This is a genomic window from Kocuria sp. SL71 (assembly GCF_026672465.1).
GTDB classification, from domain to species: Bacteria; Actinomycetota; Actinomycetes; order Actinomycetales; family Micrococcaceae; genus Kocuria; species Kocuria palustris.
The window spans coordinates 2,097,474-2,117,899 of sequence record NZ_JAPPRE010000001.1; the positions used below are offsets into that span (position 1 = coordinate 2,097,474).

General features: G+C 70.9%; 20 protein-coding genes. 4 read left to right on the forward strand and 16 right to left on the reverse strand.

Annotated features, from left to right (window positions below; translation table 11 throughout):
- Positions 1-93: 93 nt before the first annotated feature.
- The 10 genes from OVA15_RS09445 to OVA15_RS09490 all read right to left on the reverse strand — a co-directional run bounded on the left by OVA15_RS09445 (position 94) and on the right by OVA15_RS09490 (position 10,056).
- Positions 94-1,185, reverse strand: a complete 1,092-nt coding sequence (locus OVA15_RS09445) for a putative glycoside hydrolase (protein WP_268144550.1) — start codon at positions 1,183-1,185, stop codon at positions 94-96.
- Positions 1,182-2,996, reverse strand: a complete 1,815-nt coding sequence (gene pelF / locus OVA15_RS09450) for a GT4 family glycosyltransferase PelF (RefSeq protein WP_058871995.1) — start codon at positions 2,994-2,996, stop codon at positions 1,182-1,184. The genes OVA15_RS09445 and pelF overlap by 4 nt, the downstream gene beginning before the upstream one ends.
- 118 nt (positions 2,997-3,114) lie before the next feature.
- Positions 3,115-4,557 (reverse strand): hypothetical protein, encoded by a 1,443-nt coding sequence (locus OVA15_RS09455; RefSeq protein WP_268144552.1) that lies wholly within the window; start codon positions 4,555-4,557, stop codon positions 3,115-3,117.
- 374 nt (positions 4,558-4,931) lie between these two features.
- Positions 4,932-5,582, reverse strand: coding sequence for a TrmH family RNA methyltransferase (locus OVA15_RS09460; RefSeq protein ID WP_006214141.1), 651 nt, complete (start codon positions 5,580-5,582; stop codon positions 4,932-4,934).
- A complete protein-coding gene (gene pyrE, locus OVA15_RS09465; protein WP_006214140.1) occupies positions 5,575-6,159 on the reverse strand; it encodes an orotate phosphoribosyltransferase in 585 nt (194 codons plus the stop codon). The genes OVA15_RS09460 and pyrE overlap by 8 nt, the downstream gene beginning before the upstream one ends.
- A 10-nt stretch (positions 6,160-6,169) precedes the next feature.
- Positions 6,170-7,201: a Gfo/Idh/MocA family protein gene (locus OVA15_RS09470; protein WP_024289675.1), complete on the reverse strand. Its 1,032-nt coding sequence runs from the start codon at positions 7,199-7,201 to the stop codon at positions 6,170-6,172.
- Between the two features lie 28 nt (positions 7,202-7,229).
- Positions 7,230-7,868 (reverse strand): ATP-binding cassette domain-containing protein, encoded by a 639-nt coding sequence (locus OVA15_RS09475; protein WP_006214138.1) that lies wholly within the window; start codon positions 7,866-7,868, stop codon positions 7,230-7,232.
- Positions 7,865-8,860: an ABC transporter permease gene (locus OVA15_RS09480; RefSeq protein WP_268144557.1), complete on the reverse strand. Its 996-nt coding sequence runs from the start codon at positions 8,858-8,860 to the stop codon at positions 7,865-7,867. The genes OVA15_RS09475 and OVA15_RS09480 overlap by 4 nt, the downstream gene beginning before the upstream one ends.
- A 27-nt stretch (positions 8,861-8,887) precedes the next feature.
- The gene (gene modA / locus OVA15_RS09485; RefSeq protein ID WP_053447997.1) at positions 8,888-9,655 is read right to left on the reverse strand and encodes a molybdate ABC transporter substrate-binding protein; all 768 of its coding nucleotides are present in this window, start codon (positions 9,653-9,655) and stop codon (positions 8,888-8,890) included.
- Positions 9,652-10,056 carry a TOBE domain-containing protein gene (locus OVA15_RS09490; protein WP_024289671.1) on the reverse strand — a complete coding sequence of 135 codons (405 nt, stop codon included), beginning with the start codon at positions 10,054-10,056 and terminating at the stop codon, positions 9,652-9,654. The genes modA and OVA15_RS09490 overlap by 4 nt, the downstream gene beginning before the upstream one ends.
- A 134-nt stretch (positions 10,057-10,190) precedes the next feature.
- On the opposite strand from OVA15_RS09490, the gene nadE reads away from it, so the two are divergent.
- Complete coding sequence (gene nadE, locus OVA15_RS09495; RefSeq protein ID WP_053447998.1) at positions 10,191-11,012, forward strand: ammonia-dependent NAD(+) synthetase; 822 nt, start codon at positions 10,191-10,193, stop codon at positions 11,010-11,012.
- 44 nt (positions 11,013-11,056) lie between these two features.
- On the opposite strand, the gene OVA15_RS09500 is transcribed toward nadE, so the two are convergent.
- Together OVA15_RS09500 and OVA15_RS09505 are read right to left on the reverse strand one after the other, a co-directional pair.
- Entirely contained in the window at positions 11,057-11,278 is a 222-nt protein-coding gene (locus OVA15_RS09500) for a hypothetical protein (RefSeq protein WP_268144562.1), read from the reverse strand.
- The gene (locus OVA15_RS09505) at positions 11,230-12,162 is read right to left on the reverse strand and encodes a putative glycoside hydrolase (protein WP_268144565.1); all 933 of its coding nucleotides are present in this window, start codon (positions 12,160-12,162) and stop codon (positions 11,230-11,232) included. The genes OVA15_RS09500 and OVA15_RS09505 overlap by 49 nt, the downstream gene beginning before the upstream one ends.
- Before the next feature lie 545 nt (positions 12,163-12,707).
- On the opposite strand from OVA15_RS09505, the gene OVA15_RS09510 reads away from it, so the two are divergent.
- Both OVA15_RS09510 and OVA15_RS09515 read left to right on the forward strand, forming a co-directional pair.
- Positions 12,708-13,511, forward strand: a complete 804-nt coding sequence (locus tag OVA15_RS09510; RefSeq protein WP_053448000.1) for an exodeoxyribonuclease III — start codon at positions 12,708-12,710, stop codon at positions 13,509-13,511.
- Positions 13,512-13,545: 34 nt separating this feature from the next.
- Positions 13,546-14,409 (forward strand): hypothetical protein, encoded by an 864-nt coding sequence (locus tag OVA15_RS09515; RefSeq protein ID WP_006214131.1) that lies wholly within the window; start codon positions 13,546-13,548, stop codon positions 14,407-14,409.
- Positions 14,410-14,435: 26 nt separating this feature from the next.
- On the opposite strand, the gene OVA15_RS09520 is transcribed toward OVA15_RS09515, so the two are convergent.
- Positions 14,436-14,759, reverse strand: coding sequence for an IclR family transcriptional regulator domain-containing protein (locus OVA15_RS09520; RefSeq protein ID WP_268144568.1), 324 nt, complete (start codon positions 14,757-14,759; stop codon positions 14,436-14,438).
- Positions 14,760-15,133: 374 nt separating this feature from the next.
- Here OVA15_RS09520 and OVA15_RS09525 point away from each other — a divergent pair, with 374 nt between their 5' ends.
- The gene (locus OVA15_RS09525; RefSeq protein ID WP_268144570.1) at positions 15,134-16,591 is read left to right on the forward strand and encodes an amino acid permease; all 1,458 of its coding nucleotides are present in this window, start codon (positions 15,134-15,136) and stop codon (positions 16,589-16,591) included.
- A gap of 312 nt (positions 16,592-16,903) precedes the next feature.
- Here the strand turns inward: OVA15_RS09525 and OVA15_RS09530 are convergent, their stop codons facing one another.
- The 3 genes from OVA15_RS09530 to OVA15_RS09540 form a co-directional block, all read right to left on the reverse strand.
- Positions 16,904-17,533, reverse strand: coding sequence for a hypothetical protein (locus OVA15_RS09530; protein ID WP_268144572.1), 630 nt, complete (start codon positions 17,531-17,533; stop codon positions 16,904-16,906).
- A gap of 120 nt (positions 17,534-17,653) precedes the next feature.
- On the reverse strand, positions 17,654-18,964 hold the full coding sequence (locus tag OVA15_RS09535; protein ID WP_268144574.1) for a YkvI family membrane protein: 1,311 nt from the start codon (positions 18,962-18,964) through the stop codon (positions 17,654-17,656).
- A gap of 155 nt (positions 18,965-19,119) precedes the next feature.
- On the reverse strand, positions 19,120-20,403 hold the full coding sequence (locus OVA15_RS09540; RefSeq protein WP_268144576.1) for a YkvI family membrane protein: 1,284 nt from the start codon (positions 20,401-20,403) through the stop codon (positions 19,120-19,122).
- Between the last annotated feature and the right edge of the window lie 23 nt (positions 20,404-20,426).

The window sequence follows — 20,426 nt, forward strand, 5'->3', positions numbered from 1 at the left end:
TCCGGACGGACGCTGAGCTGCGCGGCCCGGTACGTGCTCCCTCCAGTCTAGGCCGTGCATCCTCGCGGCGGCAGGCTCCTGCACCCGGTGGCCTCAGTTGCCGGTCGCGGCCGGGTCCACACGCAGCACGACGCCGCGATGCGGCTCCAGCACGATCGAGCCGCCCACGGTCCGACCCTGCCCGTCGACGAGCCCAGGAGGCAGATCGATCCGCCGCCGGCGTCGTCCGTCCTGGTTCAGGTTCACGGCGGCGAAGCCGTGCGCGAACCGCCGCTGCCAGACGTGCCGATCCCCCTGCGGCTCCTCGAGGGGGGCACCCAGGTCCATGTCGAGCTCGGGGACGTGCTGGAGCTTGGAGTAGTCGTCGTGGCCGGTGGCCGAGTAGGCACCGCGGCCCTCGCCGAAGATCCAGAAGGCCGCCAGGCCGTACAGGAAGTTCGGGTGGGTGTCGGTGCCGTCCGTGGGGACCCGCAGGATCGACAGCCCAGGCCCGGCAGCCTGGGGCAGCTGTGCCTCGGCGGTGACGGGGTCGAACAGGTCGGTGGGGCTGTAGCCCAGCCAGACCTCCTCGAACCCGCCGCCCCAGCGCGCGTGCTCCCGCCAGCGCCCCGGGGTGCGTCGCGATTCGGCGATGTTGGGGATCAGGACCCTGCCGTGGGCCTGCAGCCCTTCCCCGGCGGCCGCCACGAGCTCGCCCAGGGCCTCGCGGATCTGCGCCATGGACTCGATGCCGCGCAGCGGCAGGTCCAGGCCGTAGTAGTCGTCGTAGACGTCGTTGTCGGCCATGACACCGTCGAACGGCGAGTCGGCGAGCTCGTCCACGACATTTCGGACCCATCGCTGCCGATACCGCGGATCCCACACGGCCATCTGCCAGTGCCCCGGATAGCGCTGCCACTCGATCCGTGATCCGTCCGGGCGCCGCGCGAACCAGTCGCCGCCGGCGTCCTCGGCCTCCGCGTGGGAGACGCCCGAGGAGTGGACGGGCCCGGGCTCGTAGGAGCGCGTGGAGGACAGGCACTTGTAGCAGATGACCGTCATCTCCGGGCGGCGGCGCTTGAGCTGCGCCGCCGCCTCGAGCTCCCAGGGCTGCAGGATCGCTGCCCGGTAGTGCTCGGCCGCGAAGTCGAGCTCCTCCGGGCGCAGAGGCTCGCCGTAGCGGATCCAGGCCCCGGCACCGCTCACCGGCGCCGCCCGGACTCGCGGATCTCCGCGAGGTCGAACACGGTGTCCAGCTGCGAGACCGCGGACTCGTCGGCCTGCTGGGCCGCGGCGGCCAGCGGGCCGTCCACCGGATCGAGCAGCTCGTAGTCCTCGAGGTACAGCGAGGCCGGCACGCGGCCTGGGATCCCGCCGAGCATCCGGTAGAGCTGGTTGTAGGAGGCCATGACCTCGTGCAGCTGGAAGAAGTTCTGCACGCGGTCGCGAGCGGTCTGGCTGTAGGCGCGATAGCGCTCGGGATCGCTGATCACCGCGCGGATGCCGTCGGCCATCATGCGGGTGTCGCCAGCCTCCACGAGCTGACCGCAGGGGCCGTAGACCTGATCGTCGGCGCCCTTGAGGTCGTCCCAGATCAGCTGCTGCATGCCGCCCACGTTGGTGCCCACGGTGGGGATGCCGGCAGCCATGGCCTCCAGGACCACGATCGGCTGGCCCTCGTTGTAGGACGGCAGGACCAGCAGGTCGAACTCGTGCAGCATCTCGCGCACGTTGACCGTGCCGTAGATCGTGACCATGTCCTCGAGGTCCAGGGCCTTGATCTTCTGCAGGCACATGTCGCGATAGCCCGGATCGTGCTCAGTGGGGCCCAGCACGTGCAGGTGCACGTTGCCGTGCCCGGACTCGCGCAGCATGGACATGGAGTCCAGCAGGTCGAGCAGGCCCTTGATGGGCACCAGGCGGGCGATGTAGACGAGGTTCCAGGTGTGGCTGGACGGATCCGCGAGCATGGACTGCATGGCCTCGGCCCGGGCCATGTACGGGCGCTCGAACTCGTCGATGACCATGCCGTTGGGCAGCACGACCGCCTTGTCGATGTCCGAGCCCAGCGAGGCTGCCTCGGCGATCGCCGACGGGTAGAGGTAGGTGACCACCTTGGCCGACGGATAGCAGAAGTGGCCCATCTCGATCCACCAGGCCATCCAGGCCCGCTCCTCGGCGGAGACGTCGAAGGTGCGGTAGTCCCCGGAGGCGATCGGCAGGGCCATGTTGCGCCCCAGCAGGGTGTTCACGGTGTCGCGGACGTACAGGTTGTGCTCGGTGAGCAGGAAGGACGTGCCGTGCTCGCGCGCCGCGCCCGCGGCCATGAGCGAGGCATAGCCGGTCGTGTGCGCGTGGTAGACGCGGGCCCGCGGCATGGTCTCGCCCAGCACCGCATGCGCCAGCGAGAAGTAGTTGCGCAGCAGCCAGAACGCGTCCGACAGGGACATCCCGAGCCCCGGCAGGCGGCGGGAGACGCCCTCCATGAACTCGCGGGTGCCCAGCAGCGCCCACAGCGGGTACGTGCGGGTGGACTCGAGCATGCCTTCCTCGAGCAGCTCCCACAGGGGGCCGTCCTCGCGGCGCTCGGACAGGGCCTCCAAGGCGTCGAAGAGCCGCTCCACGAGACGGCGGCGCTCGCTCGGGCTCATGCCCAGGGCCTCGGGGCGCACCGAGGAGAAGTCGTGGCGGTGCTCGTCGAGGGCCAGGAAGACCGGACGGACCCACTTCACGTTCGACGGGACGTCGTAGAGATCCGTCAGCGGGGAGTTCGAGTCCCAGGCGATGTGGATGATGCCGAACTCGATGTCCGGGTTGCCCACCACGATGTCGTGCACGACGGCCGAGACGCCGCCCTTGAGGTAGGGGTAGGTCGACTCCATGACGATCGCGACGTCGACCTCGGGGTAGTCCCCGCTGCGGGCGGCGACGGCCGGGATGGACATATCGGTCGAGGGCGTGCCGAAGTCGGGGCGACGGCGGCCGAGGGCGCTGGTGAGGTGGTCGAGGATGCTCATGCGGAAGTCTCCTGTGCGGCGATGCTGCGCGGGTCTGGGGGTACGGCGGACGACGGGGCGTCGGCAGGCGGGGCCTGCAGGGGGTCGGCGCGCGAGAGCCCGGCGCCGACCCGAGGGGTCACCAGGCGACGGCGTGGCGCCAGAAGAGCGTGTACTCCGGCTGCGACCAGTGCCGCTTGTAGAGGACCCAGGCGATCGTCACCAGGACCAGGTCGGCCAGCAGGACCACTCCGTAGGCGCTGAGCACCGGCAGCGCCGCGAAGGACAGCGCGAGCACGGCGATGTGGACGGCGCCCAGGGACTGCGGGGCGAACCGCTCGCCGATGTAGTCCAGCTCGTAGCTGAGCATGGTCAGCATCAGGAAGCACCAGGACGACAGGGCGACGACGACGGCGAGCATGAGCTGCTCGGGGAAGATCGAGCCCAGCACCAGGGAGCAGGCCAGGGTGAGGACCATTCCCAGGGCGCCGGTGCGCAGCACCGAGCGGTCGATCACCCGGGACAGGCGTCCCGAGGTCGAGACGAGCTCGTTCATGGACTCGCCCTGGATCGCGGCGTGCAGGCCCTGGATGGACTTGTCGACGGCCGGGGCGAGGTTCACGAAGTAGAAGTTGTAGGCCAGCACGGCGGGCAGCATGGCCATGAAGACCACGATCACGTGGAAGCCGCCGTCGGTGCTCAGGAAGAGCACGAACTTGTCCGCCCACAGCACGGCGCCGAGCAGCAGGCCGCGCACGAGGTCCTTGGCCACGTCCTGGTGCGCCAGGCGCTGCATGGCCGCGAGGTGGCGCAGGTTCCCGCGGATGAACCAGAGCTGGGTCGCGGCGGCGGCCAGCGGCGGCAGCCACACCCAGGTGGGGGCCACAGCCAGCGCCAGGGCGTAGGCGGCCCAGGCGGCAGCCCAGTGGCCGCGGTTCTGGCCCACGTTGGCGATCACGAGCGACTGGACGAACAGCAGGTGCAGGAGGCACAGCACGCCGTAGAGCCCCACGGCCTGCAGGTTCCACCCGGTGGCCAGCCACAGGGGCACGGCGAAGAGGGCGACCAGCGGCATGGACTGCACGAACATGGGCAGCCAGCCCTGGCAGAACCGCCGTGCGATCCGGTCCATGTCCTTCTCGGCCATCATCTCGGCGATGCCGCGGTAGGCCGGCATGCAGGCCGCCTGGGCGAGCCAGGGGGTGGTGATCGAGCTGGCCAGGATGATGGGCGTCAGCGAGACGCCCGCGAACTCCTGCTGGGAGATCGTCGGCGAGACCAGCGGGAACACGATGTTCAGCAGGATCAGCGGCGACAGGTAGAGCACCAGGGCCACGCCCTGGCGCATGGTGCCCGCGCTCTCATGTTCTCCCACGATCGCGGAGTTGAGCCTGGTGCTGGGCATGGACATCACGGTGACCAAGCCGATGACCACGCCGGCGGCCAGGACGATGCCGCGCTGCCCCTGGGGGACGCTCGGCAGCAGCAGCGGAACGGCCAGCGTGGCCAGTGCCGCGACGGCGATGGTGATGATGCGTCGACGGCTGTAGACGTCGTGAAGGACTTCGGACACGGTGGCCATGGCTCTCCCCGGAAATCGTGCGCCGACGAGATGACATGCCTGCGGACCCCCCGGTTCCTCACGGACTCCCCGGTCCGCTGAGCTGTCAGACATTCCTGCGGGAATGGTCGTCGCGCCCCTCAAGAATGGGCCGAGACGACGGGAGCATTCCCGTCTTTTCGCGGTGACCTACCTCACGGCTCCACTCCAACCAGGGACGATGAATTGTCATATAGAAAGGTCATGCCCGCGATCATGCGGATCGTTCATTTTCAGGACACGACCGCGATCACACCTGTTCGCGTTGGTCGCAGCGGACTATGACGTGTTGCTACGCGCCGGTACGATGAATTCGCACTTATATAGATGCCATAGCAGTTCTAAAGAGGCAGGTCTCAGCTCCCACCAGCGGGGATCTGCCCGTGGACATGCCGTCGGATCCACGCATGCATCGTCACGGCTGCCGCGGCACCGGCATTGATCGAGCGGGTCGAGCCGAACTGCTCAATCGCCACGGTGGCCGCTGCCGCCTCCAGGACCTCGGGCGAGACGCCGGGGCCCTCCTGCCCGAACAGCAGGACGCAGCGCTGCGGCAGGTCGAAGAGCTCGAGCGGCTCGGAGCCTGCCACGTTGTCCACCGCGATCACCGGCAGCCCCTCCTGCCGGGCCCAGGCCAGGAACTGCTCCGTGCTGGGGTGGTGGCGCAGATGCTGGTAGCGATCCGTCACCATGGCCCCGCGCCGGTTCCAGCGGCGGCGCCCGATGATGTGCACCTCCCTGGCCAGGAAGGCATTCGCGGTGCGCACCACCGAGCCGATGTTGAAGTCGTGGCCCCAGTTCTCGATCGCCACGTGGAAGCCGTGGCGCCGCTCGTCGAGGGCGGCCACGATGGCCTCCAGCCGCCAGTAGCGGAACTCGTCGACCACGTTGCGGCGGTCGCCGTGGCGCAGCAGCTCGGGGTCCCAGTGCTCACCGTCCGGCCATGGGCCCTCCCACGGGCCGACGCCGACCTGGTGCGGCCCGTCTTCCGCCGGAGGCTCAGTCAAGCCCGAGCTCGTCCTTGCCGAAGGCGTACAGGCAGGGCACCCCGGCGGATTCCTCGATGCGCTCCTTGGCGCCGGTGGCGCGGTCCACGATGATCGCGACGGCGACCACCTCCGCCCCGGCGCGCTGCAGCGCTTCGACCGCGGTCAGCGCGGAGCCGCCCGTGGTGGAGGTGTCCTCCACCACGACGACGCGGCGGCCCTCGACCGAGGGGCCCTCGACCTGGCGCCCCATGCCGTAGGACTTCTGCGCCTTGCGCACCACGAAGGTGTCGATGGGACGCCCGGCGTCTCCGGCGGCACGCATGATCGCCGAGCCGACGGGGTCGGCGCCCATGGTCAGCCCGCCGGCGGCGTCGAACTCGATGCCGGCGTCATCCAGCAGCTCCAGCATGACCTGCCCCACCAGACGGGAGGCCTCGTGCTGCAGGGTCACGCGGCGCAGATCGATGTAGTAGTCGGCCTCCATGCCGGAGGCCAGGGTGACCCGTCCGCGCACGACGGCGAGCTCGACGATGAGCTCGCGCAGCCTCTCGCGAGCTGCGGCGGAATCCGGGGCGGTCTGCGTCTGAGTGGTCATGGTGGAGATTCTAGGCGGCGGGGCAGTCGTGGCCCGGGTAGCGCAGCCCGATCTGGGCGCGCATCTCATCCAGCAGCTCCATCTGCCGCAGGGTGTCGGCCCACGGCATCACGGGCGATTCCTGCAGGCCCTCCTGGACGCAGCGGGTGGCCTCGCGCATCTCGTAGCAGTACCCCGCGCCCTGGACCTCGAAGCTCTCCTCCCGGCGGCCGCCCTGGAGATCGACCACGGTGAACGAGGCCGGGCGGTGCATGGGCGAGGCGATCTCGATCGTGCCGTCCTCCCCGGAGATCACGGCTCGGCGCGGGCCCTGGGACAGCAGGGACACGGTCATCTGCGCGCCGCCGTGCTCGGTCTGCAGGCAGATCTGCGTGAGCCCATCGACGTCGCCGCGGAAGACCGCCGAGGCGCTCAGCCGGGTCGGCTCCCCGAGGGCCAGCCACGGCCAGTGCAGGGCGTAGCAGCCCATGTCGAGCAGGGCTCCGCCGCCGGCGTCGACCCGCCACAGGCGATGCTGGTCGTCATCGGGGCCGCGGAAGCCCAGGTCCGCCTGCACCCAGCGGGGACGCCCGATCTCCCCGGAGTCCAGGATCTCGGCGATCCGCCGGCGCACCGGCAGGAAGCGCGTCCACAGCCCCTCCATGAGGAACAGCCCGCGCTCCCGAGCCAGCTCGATCGCCTCCCTCGCCTGTGCGGCAGTCATGGTGAAAGCCTTCTCGCAGACCACATGCTTGCCCGCCTCCAGCGAGGCCAGCAGGTGCTCGTGATGCTGCCCGTGGGGCGTGGCGATGTAGACGACGTCGACCTCCGGGTCGGCGAGCAGCCGCTGCATGCCGTCCGCACCGCCACAGGCCCGTTCGATCCCGTGCTCGGCGGCGAAGGCCTCTGCGGAAGCGGCGGTGCGCGAGGAGACGGCGACCATGCGGGCATCGGCCAGGGCGGCGATGTCCGGCACGACCTTGCGGGCGATGGCTCCGGTGGAGATCACGCCCCAGCCCAGGGTGCGGCCGGTGGCGGTCAGGACGGGATCGGAGGCGCTCATGGAGGCCATGCTGGCACGCGGCACCGACTCAGCGGATCCGCCCGGCCTCCAGATGCAGGATGCGATCGGCCAGCGCGCGGGCGTCGTCCGGGTCGTGGGTGACCACCACGGCGGTGCGGACCTCGAGCAGGCGCGCGAGCAGCTCGCGCAGGTCCTGCGAGCCCTCGGCATCCACGGCCGCCAGCGGCTCGTCGAGCAGCAGCACCTCCGGCTCGGCTGCCAGGGCGCGGGCCAGGGCGACGCGCTGGGACTGCCCGCCGGAGAGCTCGTGGGCGCGGCGCCGGGCAAACTGCTCGGTGCCGGTCGCCTCGAGCCAGCGGCGGGCCCGTCGGCGGGACTCGGCACGGCTGGCCCCAGCGCTGCGCGGGCCGAAGGCGACATTGTCGAGCACGTCCAGGTGCGGCAGCAGCAGCGGGTGCTGGGCCATGAGGGTGATCCGGCGTCGATGCGGCGGGACCCAGAGGCCGCGGCCCCGCAGATCCATCAGCCGGCGCCCGCCGAGCTCGAGGCTGCCCCGATCGGGCACCAGCAGCCCGGCCACCACCTCCAGGATCGTGGACTTCCCGGAGCCGTTGGGGCCCCTCAGAGCGACGGTCTCCCCGTCGGCGACCTCGAAGGCGACGTCGAGCCCGCGCTGGGCGAGCGCGAACTGCACGCGCAGGCTCACGAGCGCTCACCGCCGGAGCCCAGCGGGGCGGCGGCAGCGACGGGGTCGCGGGGAGCGTCGCTGCGGGGCTCGACTTCCCGGGCGCGGGCATCGCGAGCGCGCGCAGGCCGAGCCCGTTCGAGCTGCCGCGGCGCGGACAGCCCCACGATCAGCACCGCGACCAGCACCAGCACGAGCGCCAGCGCCACGGCCGCCTGCGGATCGGACTCCCGCTGCAGATAGATCTCCAGGGGCAGGGCCCGGGTGACGCCCTGCAGCGACCCCGCGAAGGTCAGGGTCGCGCCGAACTCCCCCAGGCACCGGGCGAAGGCCAGGACCGCCCCCGAGCCCATCCCCGGCAGCACGAGCGGCAGCGTGACCCGGCGCAGCACGGTCGACGGCGAGGCCCCCAGGGTGGCGGCGATCGCCTCGTGCCGATCGCCGGCGCTGCGCAGGGCGCCCTCGACCCCCACGACCAGGAAGGGCAGCGCCACGAAGGTCTGCGCCAGCACCACCGCAGCCGTGGAGAAGGCGATCTCGACCCCGAGCGCCTCCAGGTGGCGCCCGAGCAGCCCGACCCGACCGAAGACGTAGAGCAGCGCCAGCCCGCCCACCACGGGCGGCAGGACCAGGGGCAGCAGCACGACCGAGCGCACGAAGCGGTGGCCCGGGAAGCTGGTGCGCGCCAGGATCAGCGCCATGGGCGTGCCCAGCACCAGGCACAGCGCGGTGCTCACGGCGGCGGTGCGCAGGCTGAGCCACAGGGCATCCAGCGAGGCCTCGGACGTGATGAGCGGCCAGAGCCGCCCGGGCTCGATCCGCAGGATCATCCCGAGCACGGGCAGCACGATCAGCAGCGCACCGACGACGGCGGGGATCAGCAGCCAGCCGGGGAGGGCCAGGCGGGGGGCGTCGGGCCCGCGGGGGCCTTCCTGCTCCAGCCATCCGCCGCGCTCTTCCCCGGCTCGCTGCTCGGTCCCCGCGTCCGGCACCGTCCGCGGGGCACTGCTCATCAGCGCGGGGCTGCCCGGACTGCTCGCTCACGGAGCGCCGAAGCCCTCCTGCTCGAGCCGCTCCCGCCCGGTGTCGCTGCGCACGAAGTCGGAGAACTCCTGGGCCAGGTCCTGGTCCTCGGAATCGGTCAGGACCGAGATCGGGTAGCGGTTGACGGCCCGGTCTGCGTCGGGGATCTCGATCTCCTCGACCTGATCACCCGCGGAGGTGACGTCGGTGCGGTAGACCACGCCTGCGTCCGCCTGGCCCGAGGCCACCTTGCCCAGCACGTCCGTCACGGAGCCCTCCTCGCTCACGGCGGCCACCTCCACTCCGGTGACGTCCTCGAGCTCGACGGTCGCGGCGCCGCAGGGCACGCGCTGCTCGCAGATCACGGTGTCGAGCTCGGCGGAGGAGAGATCCTCCCAGGACCCGACTCCACCGGGATTGCCGGCCGGCACCGCGATGGTCAGGGTGTTGGTGGCCAGGGTCTGCGGCTCGCTCTCGAGCAGCCCGCCCTCGGAGGCCTGGTCCATGGTGCGCTCATCGGCGGTGGCCAGGACGTCGGCGTCGGCGCCCTCCTCCAGCTGGGAGACCAGCGCGGAGGAGCCGGCGAAGCTGAGCTGCACGTCCACGTCGGGGTGGTCCTCCTCGAACTGCTCGGCCAGATCGGTGAAGCTGTCCGTCAGCGAGGCGGCCGCGAAGACCGTCAGCGTCTGCTGCTCCTCGCCGTCCTCTTCCAAGCCTCCGCAGCCGCTCAGGGCCAGCGCGGCGACGGCCGCCAGGGCCAGCGGGCGCAGGGTGCGCGCGCTCATCGCCCCTCCCCCGGGACGTCGACGACCACGTGGGTGGCCTTGACCGAGGCGGTGGCGATCGAGCCGGGCTCCAGGCCCAGCTCCTGCACGGCCTCCGTGGACATCAGCGAGACCACGCGGTGCGGACCGCACTGCATCTCGACCTGGGACATCACCGTGTCCGAGCAGACCTCGGTGACGAGCCCGACCCAGCGGTTGCGCGCCGAGCTGACCACGGCCGTGGGGTCCTCCGGCTGATGGGCCTGGCTCTTGGCCAGCTGCGCCAGCTCGAGGGCATCGACCACGCCGCGCCCGGCGTCGTCGCGGTGCTCCGTGAGCCTGCCCGCCGAGATCCACCGCCGGACGGTGTCGTCGCTGACATCGAGGAAGGAGGCCGCCTGGGCCACCGAGAGCGCCTTCATGCGCCTCACCGTATTCCGGATCCGCAGATGCGGCAAGATATTGCCTGATATTCCGCAGATCGGGCTTCATGCGGGGTTTCCGCCCGCACTCAGAGCCCACATCCCCGGACGTGCAGGCTGGCTACAATAAGTCCATGCGCAAACTGCAGAAGGCGATCATCGAGGAGATGGGCGTCCAGCCCCGGATCGATCCGGCGCAGGAGGTCCAGCGCCGCGTGCAGCTGCTGTGCGATTACGCGGCGGCCTCCCACTGCCCTGGATTCGTCCTGGGGATCTCCGGCGGTGTGGACTCGACCCTGGCCGGGCGGCTGGCCCAGCTGGCCGTCGAGCAGATGCGGCAGGAGGGGCGGGAGGCCTCGTTCGTGGCCGTCCGCCTGCCCTACCGCGTGCAGGCCGACGAGGACGACGCCCAGGAGGCCCTCCGCTTCATCCGCGCCGACGAGGCGCTCACGGTCGATGTGGCCCCCGGAGCCGACGGGATCGCCCAGCAGGTCGAGGCCGCCCTGGGCGCTGCGACCAGCGACTTCAACAAGGGCAATATCAAGGCCCGCGTGCGCGCCGTGGCCCAGTACGCGATCGCAGGCCAGCGGGGCCTGCTCGTGCTCGGCACGGACCACGGCGCCGAGTCCGTGACCGGCTTCTTCACCAAGTTCGGCGACGGCGCCGCCGACGTCCTGCCGCTGTTCGGCCTGGACAAGCGCCAGATCCGCAGCATCGTCCGCCACCTCGGCGGGCCCGAGTCGCTGTGGTCCAAGGCCCCCACCGCCGATCTGCTCGACGCCTCCCCCGGTCGCACCGACGAGGACGAGCTCGGGCTGGGCTACGACAGCATCGACGACTATCTCGAGGGCCGCGAGGTCCCCGACGAGATCGCCGAGCGGATCGAGGCTCGCTGGCGGATGACCCGGCACAAGCGCACCACCCCGGCCACGCTGCTCGACGACTGGTGGCGCTGAGCACTCGCTGAGGGCCCGGGCGCCAGCAGCCCAGGCCGCGGCCCTCAGGCGCGGCGCAGCAGGATGCCCTGGTGCGCGCGCAGGACCTGAGTGCCGCGCATCGGGGCCCCGTCCGGGCCCAGCATGCCCTCAGGGATCGTCACATGACGGCGACGCCGCCCGTCGGAGGCCAGGTTGACCACGGCCCAGCCGCCCTCGAACTCGCGCGACCACATGCTCACCACGCCCTCGGCAGGTCCCAGCGGGGCTCCGAGGTCCCACTGCATCTCCGGGATCCAGTGCGCCCGGGTGCCGTCGCGGAGCCCGCTGCGAAGCGGCCGCGCCCGGCGCCGAAGACCCAGAACGCCGCCAGCCCGCAGCGCACGAGCTGCTGCTCCTGGGCCTGGTCCAGCTCGGTGCGACGCAGCAGCGACGCCGCGATCGGCATCCGCACGAGCACGAGCTGCTCGGCCGGCACCCGACCCGGGCCCTCGCTCGTGATGAGCGAGGCCTGCTGCCGGGCGGCCCCGGGATCGAGCATCCGGCCGTGGGCGGTGCTCAGCCACGTCGGCTCGCACACCCCGCCCCAGGCCGAGAGCTCGACCCAGCGCGCAGGCATCCGCCGCGCGTCCTCGACGACGGCGATGAGCAGCTTCCCGATCCCGTTCAGCGCCTCGCCGGCCTGGCGGATCAGGGCATCGTGCGCCTCGCGCAGCTGCGTGTCGGAGCCCAGGTCCGGCAGCGGGAGGTCCAACGGGTGGTCGTCGAGGTCCAGGTCATCGGCCAGCACGCCGTCGAAGGGCGAGTCCGACAGCTCGCGCACGATCGCCTCGGTCCAGGCGGTGCGGCAGGCCGGGTCCCAGATCCGCAACTGCCACTGGCCCGGGTGCGCCTCCCATGTGATGGCCTCCTCGGCCCGGCTGCGCGCCACCCAGCCGTTCGCCTCGGCCTGGTCGTAGGACAGCCCGTTCGAGTGCACGGGGCCGGTCTCGGACTCGTCCACGATCAGCGTGCGCCGGCGGCACAGCACCACGACCGCCGGGTCCTCGGACTTCAGCCGCTGCGCCGCGGCCGTCTCCCACGGCTCCAGCACGACCGTGCCGACCTCGCCCACGGCGTGCCCGATCTCCAGTGCGCGCCTGCCCTCGCTGGCGGCGCCTCCCAGCCGCACCCACGCGCCCGGACGGCCGCCCCGATGCGCTCTCGAGTGCTGTCCGTCGAATCGGCCATGTGCTCCGCTCCCCCTTCTCGTCGGCCGGCGCGCACTGCGCACGACCCGTGCCCGGTCGCGGACGATGCCGTCGCCGGGACTCCCCTGTACCGGGCGACGGCCCCCACCGTCGCCCCTGCGCCGCTGCCCGCGGCGCCGCGCGATTCCGCGCTGGGCAGACACATTGGAACCGACCGCGCATCGCAGCGGCAACGCGGGGCATGTCCCCTCAAGGGCGAACGGCACGGCCAGCACACCCCCCTGCGAGCCCCGACGAGCACAGGATCGATGCCGTCCGGTTCCAACGACAATCATCATCTCTGCACGTCAGCAACGTGTTCCGGAGCACCCGGCTCGCACGTGGGCGGACACCGCCGATCGGGGGTCGGGCTGAATCGCGGCGGATGTCTGTGACCCGTTGTGTCGACGGGCTCCCGGTCTCCGGCCCGCGTGCTGCGTCGACTCCCCCGGCTGCGGCGTCAGCCGGCACCGATACCCTGAGGCCCATGAAGATCGCCACCTGGAACGTGAACTCGATCCGTGCCCGCGCCGATCGCGTGGAGGCCTGGCTCGAGCGCACGGACGCCGACGTCCTGGCCATCCAGGAGACCAAGGCCAAGGACGAGTCCTTCCCATGGGAGGCCTTCGAGTTCTCCGGCTACGAGGTCGCGCACTTCGGGCTGAGCCAGTGGAACGGGGTGGCCATCGCCTCGCGCGTGGGCCTCGAGGACGTCGAGCGCACGTTCCCGGGGCAGCCGTCATTCGGCAAGGAGGGCCAGGAGCCCGTCCAGGAGGCGCGCGCGATCGCCGCCACCTGCGCAGGGGTGCGCGTCTGGTCTCTCTACATCCCCAACGGCCGCGGCCTGGACGACCCGCACATGGTCTACAAGCTCGAGTGGCTCTCGGTGCTGCGCGACCGCGCCCGCGAGTGGCTGCAGGAGGATCCCCGGGCGCAGATCGCCCTGGTGGGCGACTGGAACGTGGCACCGCAGGACCATGATGTCTGGGACATGCAGTTCTTCCTGGACAACGGCATGACCCACGTCTCCGCCCCGGAGCGCCGGGCCTTCCAGGCGTTCCTGGACGAGGGCTATCGCGACGTCGTGCGCGAGCGCCTGCCCGGCCCGGAGGTCTACACATACTGGGACTACACGCAGCTTCGCTTCCCCCACAACGAGGGCATGCGCATCGACTTCCAGCTGTGCTCCCCGGCGCTGGCCGAGCGCGTCTCGGATGTGTCGATCGACCGCGACGAGCGCAAGGGCAAGGGCGCCTCGGATCACGTGCCGGTCGTCATCGAGGTCGAGTGATGCCCGCCGTCGTCGCGGTGCCGGGGTCGCTGCCGTGGCGCCGCTGAGCGGGCTCGGAAGCGCCTGGCGCGCATCGGCCGCACCGGCGCAGCGCTTCGCCCTGCGCGTCTACGTGCCGCAGGATGACCTCGACGGCATCTACCAGCCCCTGGTCCCCGCAGCGGTGCCGCCGGAGGAGGGCTCGGCAGCGCAGCTCGAGGAGCAGCTGGCCCGGCTGGCCGTCGCCGAGGACGGCTCCCTGCCCCCGCGCTTCGACGCCCTGTGGAGACTGCCGAGCTCAGCCGCTCCGGCGCACCCGGGCGAAGGCCCGCCCAGGCCGCTGTTCCACCCGTCGCAGCGCCTGCGCCGCAGCCTGCAGCTGTTCGCCGCGGCCGAGGAGGGCGATCAGGACGCCGCGCTGCTGTCCCTGCTGCTGCCGCATGACGAGGTCGCCGGCCGTGCCCGGAGTGCTGCCCCCGAGCATTTCCTGCCGCAGTACGCCCGCCAGTCGGACTGGACGGTGCCGCTGTCCTGGTTCGCCCTGTTCCTCGAAGAGGACCTGGTGCGCACCCCGTTCCGCGGGCGGATCGTCCACCGGCTGATCGCCCCTGCCTCCGTGGCCGCCCAGCGCGCCGGGGAGGCCTCCGGGGCCATCGCGTCGCTGCAGCGCGAGGACGTGGCCGAGCTCGCCGAGGATCTGCAGCGGCTGTCGCGATGGGTCGGCTCCTTCGGGCACGGGGCGCTCATCACCCTGGACTACGGCGCGGTCGCCGATCGCCTGCAGCCGGACGAGAGCCCCCGCGACATGGCCGATGCCATGGCCTTCGCCCGCGACGGAGACCTGGAGTCCACGGCGCTCGCCCTGCGGCGGCTGGTGCGCCGCTGGCTGCCGATCGCGCAGCTGGAGCACGCGAGCTGAACCGCACGGGTTCGGCTCCGCCCTGATCAGGCCCCCTCCCGCTCCCGGATGCCGTAGAGACGTGCGGAGAGCTTGGCGGCGGCCTGGCGCGGCACGCAGCGCTCTCGCTGCTCGTCGTCGACCTGGCCGCCCTCGCTGCGGCAGGTCAGCGCCACACTGGCCATGGGCAGGCCGCGGTGATCCCGGGCCGCGACCGAGACCGTCTCCAGCCCCTCGGTGACCTCACCCGTCTCCTGCCCCCAGCCGCGCGAGCGGATGCGCACCAGCTCGGCGGACAGTTCGAAGGCCGCGACCCCCAGGCCGTAGAGGTGCTCCTCCGGCAGCCAGACGACGAAGCCCTCCTCCTCCATGACCCGCAGGAGGTGTTAGACCGAAGAACGGGGCAGCTCGAACGCCGAGGCGATCGACGCAGCAGCCACCGGACCGCCCCGGCCCACCAGGTTGCGCAGGGTGCTGCTCGCCGCCGGGACCTTGGATCAGGCCATGGACTTCATCCTCCACGTCGTCGTGAATGCCCTGAGGGCCTCGTGCGCACAGGGCGATCGGGTCGTCGTCGATCCCGGCTCAGTGAAGGTGCATCTATCACTGTGCCACTCGAATCGGCAGAGACGAACCGCACCTGCCAAGATATGTGCTGCGGCTCGGGAGGATATGCCATCGCGGACAGATCCTCAGCCCACTGCCTGCCCGAGCGCACCCCAGAGCTGGATCTTCAGGAGAGCCCATGACCCACTACGACCCTGCCCGGCAGCCTGCCGCCGACCTCGCTCCCGGCAGGGAGGGCACCGAGCTCAAGCGCGGGCTGAGCAATCGGCATATCCAGTTCATCGCGCTGGGCTCGGCGATCGGCACCGGCCTGTTCTACGGCTCCGCCTCGGCCATCTCCATGGCCGGGCCCTCGGTGCTGCTGGTCTACCTGATCGCCGGGCTCGCGGTGTTCATGGTCATGCGCGCCCTCGGCGAGCTCGCTGTGCGCCACCCGCTGCCGGGCTCCTTCGGCCAGTACGCGGCGCGCTACCTCGGGCCGTTCGCCGGCTACGTCACGGGCTGGACCTTCGTGTTCGAGATGGCCGTCGTGGCCATCGCCGATGTCACCGCGTTCGCCGTCTACATGAGCTTCTGGTTCCCCGGCACGCCGGCGTGGATCTGGATCACCGCCGTCATCCTGTTCATCGGGGCCATCAACACCCGCAACGTGAAGACCTTCGGCGAGCTCGAGTTCTGGCTCTCGAGCATCAAGGTCCTGGCGATCATCGCCATGATCGTCGGCGGCATCGCCCTGATGGTCATGGGCGTCTCCTACGCCCCGGATGCCTCCCCCGGCCCGCACAACCTCCTCGACCACGGCGGCTTCATGCCCGAGGGGGGATGGGGGCTGCTCGCGTCGCTGTCGGTCGTGGTCTTCGCCTTCGGCGGCATCGAGACCATCGGCATCACCGCCGGCGAGTCCGACGACCCCGGCCATGCCATCCCGCGGGCCATCAACGCGGTGCCGTTCCGCATCCTGCTCTTCTACATCATGGCCCTCGGCGTGATCATGTCGCTGGTGCCCTGGGACAGCATCGACGGCGAGACCAGCCCGTTCGTGCAGATCTTCGACGCCCTCGGCGTCCCGTGGGCCCCCTCGATCCTGAACCTCGTGGTGATCACCGCCGCGATCTCCGCGATCAACGCCGACACCTACGGCGCGGGCCGCGTCCTCTACGGCCTGGCCCAGCAGGGGCACGCGCCCAAGGTCTTCGCCCACGTCTCCCGCACCGGTGTCCCGTGGCTGACCGTTCTCGGCATGCTGCTCGTGCTCGCACTGGGCGCGGTGCTCAACACCGTGATGACCGACGTCTTCGTCTTCATCGCCTCGATCGCGACCTTCGCGACCGTGTGGGTGTGGCTGATGATCCTGCTCTCCCACCTGGCCATGCGCCGAGAGCTCGGCCTCCGCGGCGGCCCCGAGTCCGAGTTCAAGGTGCCGCTGTGGCCGGTGGCCTCCTGGGCCGCGGTGGCCTTCGTGCTGCTCGTGATCGTGGTGCTGGGCATCATCCCGGACACCCGGATGGCCCTGGTGATCGGAGTCGGCTGGCTGCTCCTGCTCGGCATCGGCTACCTGTTCATCCGCGGACGCGGCCACGCCCGCCCCGAGCTCGACGACCGCACCGCGACGAACCCCCGCGTCCGTCGGGACTGAGCCGGTGTCGGGGCCCCGCAGCGCGGGACCTCGACGGCCGGGCGGTCCTCGCGCGTGCCTTGCGGCCCGTGCGCGGACCGAGCGGCGCCGCTCGATCTCAAGGCGCACACCACGGAGCCACTGGATTCCCCTAGTGCTCCGCAGGGGGACGTCACAAGCCCGTGCGGTCGCCGAGCGTCCCAGCACAGCTCACGCGGGGCGGGTCAGGAGGAGGGGGTGCTCGACGACGACGCGTCCTCGCCGCGCTGCTCGTCGCGCTCGCGCTGGTGCCGCTTGAGGACCTCGACGTCGATGGCACCGGTGAGGGCCTCGTCATCGGCCACCGACTCCTCGGCGCAGCGCTCGAGGTGCTTCTCGTGGTTCTGGGTGTAGGTGCGGCGCGGGTCCTCGCGCAGCGTCAGCAGGGCGCGGATGCGATCGCGGCGACCGGTCTCGCGCACGAGCTGCACGCGGCGGCGCAGCGACCACACCACGAACAGCGCGCGTCAGTACGCCGAAGAAGCCGCCCCAGCGGGCTTCGCGGGTGTTCGGGAGGCTTCCGCCGATCACCAGGCTCATGGAGACGGCCAGCATCATGTTCATGCAGGCGTAGTTGATGCCGGAGAGCCACCAGGGCCGCACGGGGGTCTCGTTCTGCTGGGCGACCTCGTTGAACGCGGAGGTGTCCACGGGCAGCTGGAGCATCGTGGAGACGAAGGCCGCCAGGACCGCGATCACGATCAGCTGCGTCACCAGGGAGATGATGTTCGAGACCCGGTCGACGTCGAGCTGGCCCACCGCCAGCACGCGCAGGGTCATCAGACCGGCGCCCATCCAGGTGGGGATGCCGATCGCGCCGAAGGAGATGAAGTACTGGATCACCTCCTGGCCCGTGGCGAAGCCGGCTCCGACCACCAGCCCCACGAAGGCCTGAGCTGTCATCAGGACGGTGCGCATGCGCATGGAGGATCCCGGGTAAGCGCGGATCGGGCACCCGGGTCCCCAGCGGATCCCCCAGGGCGGGCGCCGCTGGGCACGCCCTCCAGTGCAGGCCCCCTCACATGCTCGGGGCCCGCCGGGGCGTCAGCCCCGCTGCTGCGAGGAGCCGCCCCGGCCGCGGCCGTCGTCGCGCGCGCCGCCGCCGTCGGCACGCGCCGCACGGCCTCGCGCCTCCTCCATGAGCTCCAGGTCCAGCGCCTCGGTGAGGGTCTCGCCCTGCGCCGAGGAGTCCTGCAGGTACCCGGCCAGCTTGCGCTCGTGGCGCGCCGTGAAGCGCCGTTTGGGATCATCGCGCAGGCGCAGCAGCGCGCGGATGCGATCGCGGCGCCCGGTCTCCTGGCCCACCTGGACGCGGCGGCGCACCCACCAGACGATGAAGACGACGATCATCAGCATCCCGATGTAGCCGACCAGCGGGTAGATGTAGGACATCAGCGTGGAGAAGCCCAGGAAGCTCAGGGCGTAGCCCACCAGGCACACCAGCAGGAACACGGGGCGGTAGCGGTGCGGGGCCCGCACCGTCAGGCGCCGCCCGAGGGCGTAGAACAGCCCGATCACGGTGTTGAAGATCATCAGGTAGACGATGACCACCATGACCGCTGCGGCCGCCGGGTGGATGGACTCGAAGAGGCTGAGCATGGGGACCTCGGCCTGCCCCACGTCCTGGATGTTCAGGTACAGCAGCACCACGACCATCAGCACGAGGATCATGTAGAGCAGGCCGCCGCTGAAGCCGCCCCAGACCGCCTCGCGCGTGTTGGGGGTGCTGCCGCCGATCACCAGGCACATGGAGACCGCGACCATGAGGTTCATGCCCGTGTAGTTCATGGCCGAGACCCACCAGGGGCGCACCGGCGACTCGGCCTGCTGGGCCACGGCGCTGAGCTGGGAGAGGTCCTGCGGCAGATCGAACATGGTCCAGACGAAGGCCGCCAGGATCGCGATGACCACCAGCGGGGTGATCCCGGAGATGATGCTGGAGACGCGGTCGACGTCGAGCTGACCCGCCGCCAGCACGAGCAGGGTCATCAGCCCGGCCCCGATCCAGGTGGGCAGGCCGAACTGCTGCTCCAGCGTGGAGCCCGCGCCGGCGATCATCACGAAGCCGACCGAGAACAGCGTGAAGGTCACCGACCAGTCCAGGCACTGCGACAGCCACGGGTGCGCGACGTTGCCGAAGACCTTGGAGTGGCTCTCGGCCATGAAGTAGCTGCCCAGAAGCAGGGTCACCGACCCCGCCGCCGTCACCAGCAGCCCGGAGATCACCGCGCCCCAGATCCCGACGGCGCCGAAGGACGTGAAGTACTGGATCATCTCCTGGCCGGTCGCGAACCCCGCCCCCACGATCAGCCCCACGAATGCCAGGGCGACCTTCACGGCCGTCATCTTCCTCATGCGGGGCAGTCCCTCCTCGGAGATGGAGCAGGGCGGGCCGAGTCCCGCCCCGCTCCGGATCGGCTCGGTGAGCTTCCGATCCTATGCGCCCTGCGTGGTGCGCCTCACATCGCACGACGCCCGACGGACGCGCAGCGAGGCGGCTGCACAGAGGCTCAGGCCGGCGCGCGGCCGCCGTCGTGCTCCGCGGAGCCCTCGTCGTCCGAGAGCTCGAGGTCCTGCTCCGTGCGCGATTCGAGCACCTGGGTCAGGCGGTCGTCATCGGCCGGCGACTGCCGCACGGCCTCCTCGTAGCGCTTCTCGTGACCGGGGGCGTAGTCCTTGCCCGGGTCGCGGCGCAGGCGCAGCAGGGCGCGCAGACGGCCGCGGCGCGTGGTCTCCTCTGCGATCTGCGTGCGGTAGCGCGCCCAGCCGAAGACCATGACCACGATCATGACCATGCCCGTGTAGCCGATCACCGGGTAGACGTACTCCATGAGGGTGTCGAAGCCGGCGAAGCTCACGCCGTAGCCGAGCAGGCAGGCGAGCAGGAAGACCGGGCGGTACTTGTCCCGGTGCGAGGCCGTCAGCCGGCGCCCCAGTGCGTAGAACATGCCGATCGCGGTGTTGAAGATCATCGCGAAGATGATGAACACCATGATCGTGGCCAGCGCCGGGTGCATGGCCTCGAACAGCTGCAGCATGGGCACCGCGGAGTCGCCGACCTCCGCCATGTTGAAGTACAGGGCGACCGCTGCCATCAGCAGCAGCACCGTGTAGAGGATGCCCCCTATCAGGCCGCCGAGACCGGCCTCGCGCGGCTCCGCATTGTTGCCGCCGATCACCAGGCACATGGACACGCCCAGCAGCAGTGCCAGGCCGTTGTAGTTCAGGGCCGAGAGCAGCCACGGCTGGACAGGGGAGGCCTGCTCCTGAGCGACCGAGCTGAGCTGCGAGAAGTCCTGCGGCAGGTTCGCCATCGTGTAGATGAACGCGACGATCACGGCCAGGATGATCAGCGGGGTGAGCATCGAGATGACGTCGGAGACCTTCTCGACGTCCAGCAGGCCCACCAGCATGACGATCACCGTCATCACCGCAGCGCCTGCCCAGGCGGGAAAGCCCCACTGCTGCTCGAGCGTGGAGCCGGCTCCGGCCAGCATGACGAACCCGACCGCGAAGAGGGTCAGGGTCACGGCGATGTCCAGGAACCGAGAGATCCCGGGGTTGGCCACGCTGCGGAAGACGCGGTTGTGCTCCTCAGCCAGGTAGAAGCTGCCCAGCTGGATGATCACGGCGCCGGCCAGCGCGAACACCACGCCTGCGACCACGGCGCCGACGAGGCCGATGGCCCCGAAGGAGAGGAAGTACTGGATGACCTCCTGGCCCGTGGCGAATCCCGCTCCCACGAGCAGGCCCACGAAGGACAGGGCGATCTTGCAGGATCTCTTCAGAGACACTCTGTACAGGCTCCTCATCGTCT

Bases quoted from the DNA above. Each gene is read 5' to 3' on its own strand.
- pelF (WP_058871995.1), bottom strand. From the start codon at position 2,996: ATGAGCATCCTCGACCACCTCACCAGCGCCCTCGGCCGCCGTCGCCCC.
- OVA15_RS09455 (WP_268144552.1), bottom strand. From the start codon at position 4,557: ATGGCCACCGTGTCCGAAGTCCTTCACGACGTCTACAGCCGTCGACGC.
- pyrE (WP_006214140.1), bottom strand. From the start codon at position 6,159: ATGACCACTCAGACGCAGACCGCCCCGGATTCCGCCGCAGCTCGCGAG.
- OVA15_RS09470 (WP_024289675.1), bottom strand. From the start codon at position 7,201: ATGAGCGCCTCCGATCCCGTCCTGACCGCCACCGGCCGCACCCTGGGC.
- OVA15_RS09480 (WP_268144557.1), bottom strand. From the start codon at position 8,860: ATGAGCAGTGCCCCGCGGACGGTGCCGGACGCGGGGACCGAGCAGCGA.
- modA (WP_053447997.1), bottom strand. From the start codon at position 9,655: ATGAGCGCGCGCACCCTGCGCCCGCTGGCCCTGGCGGCCGTCGCCGCG.
- OVA15_RS09490 (WP_024289671.1), bottom strand. From the start codon at position 10,056: ATGAAGGCGCTCTCGGTGGCCCAGGCGGCCTCCTTCCTCGATGTCAGC.
- nadE (WP_053447998.1), top strand. From the start codon at position 10,191: ATGCGCAAACTGCAGAAGGCGATCATCGAGGAGATGGGCGTCCAGCCC.
- OVA15_RS09500 (WP_268144562.1), bottom strand. From the start codon at position 11,278: ATGCAGTGGGACCTCGGAGCCCCGCTGGGACCTGCCGAGGGCGTGGTG.
- OVA15_RS09510 (WP_053448000.1), top strand. From the start codon at position 12,708: ATGAAGATCGCCACCTGGAACGTGAACTCGATCCGTGCCCGCGCCGAT.
- OVA15_RS09520 (WP_268144568.1), bottom strand. From the start codon at position 14,759: ATGGAGGAGGAGGGCTTCGTCGTCTGGCTGCCGGAGGAGCACCTCTAC.
- OVA15_RS09525 (WP_268144570.1), top strand. From the start codon at position 15,134: ATGACCCACTACGACCCTGCCCGGCAGCCTGCCGCCGACCTCGCTCCC.
- OVA15_RS09530 (WP_268144572.1), bottom strand. From the start codon at position 17,533: ATGCGCATGCGCACCGTCCTGATGACAGCTCAGGCCTTCGTGGGGCTG.
- OVA15_RS09535 (WP_268144574.1), bottom strand. From the start codon at position 18,964: ATGAGGAAGATGACGGCCGTGAAGGTCGCCCTGGCATTCGTGGGGCTG.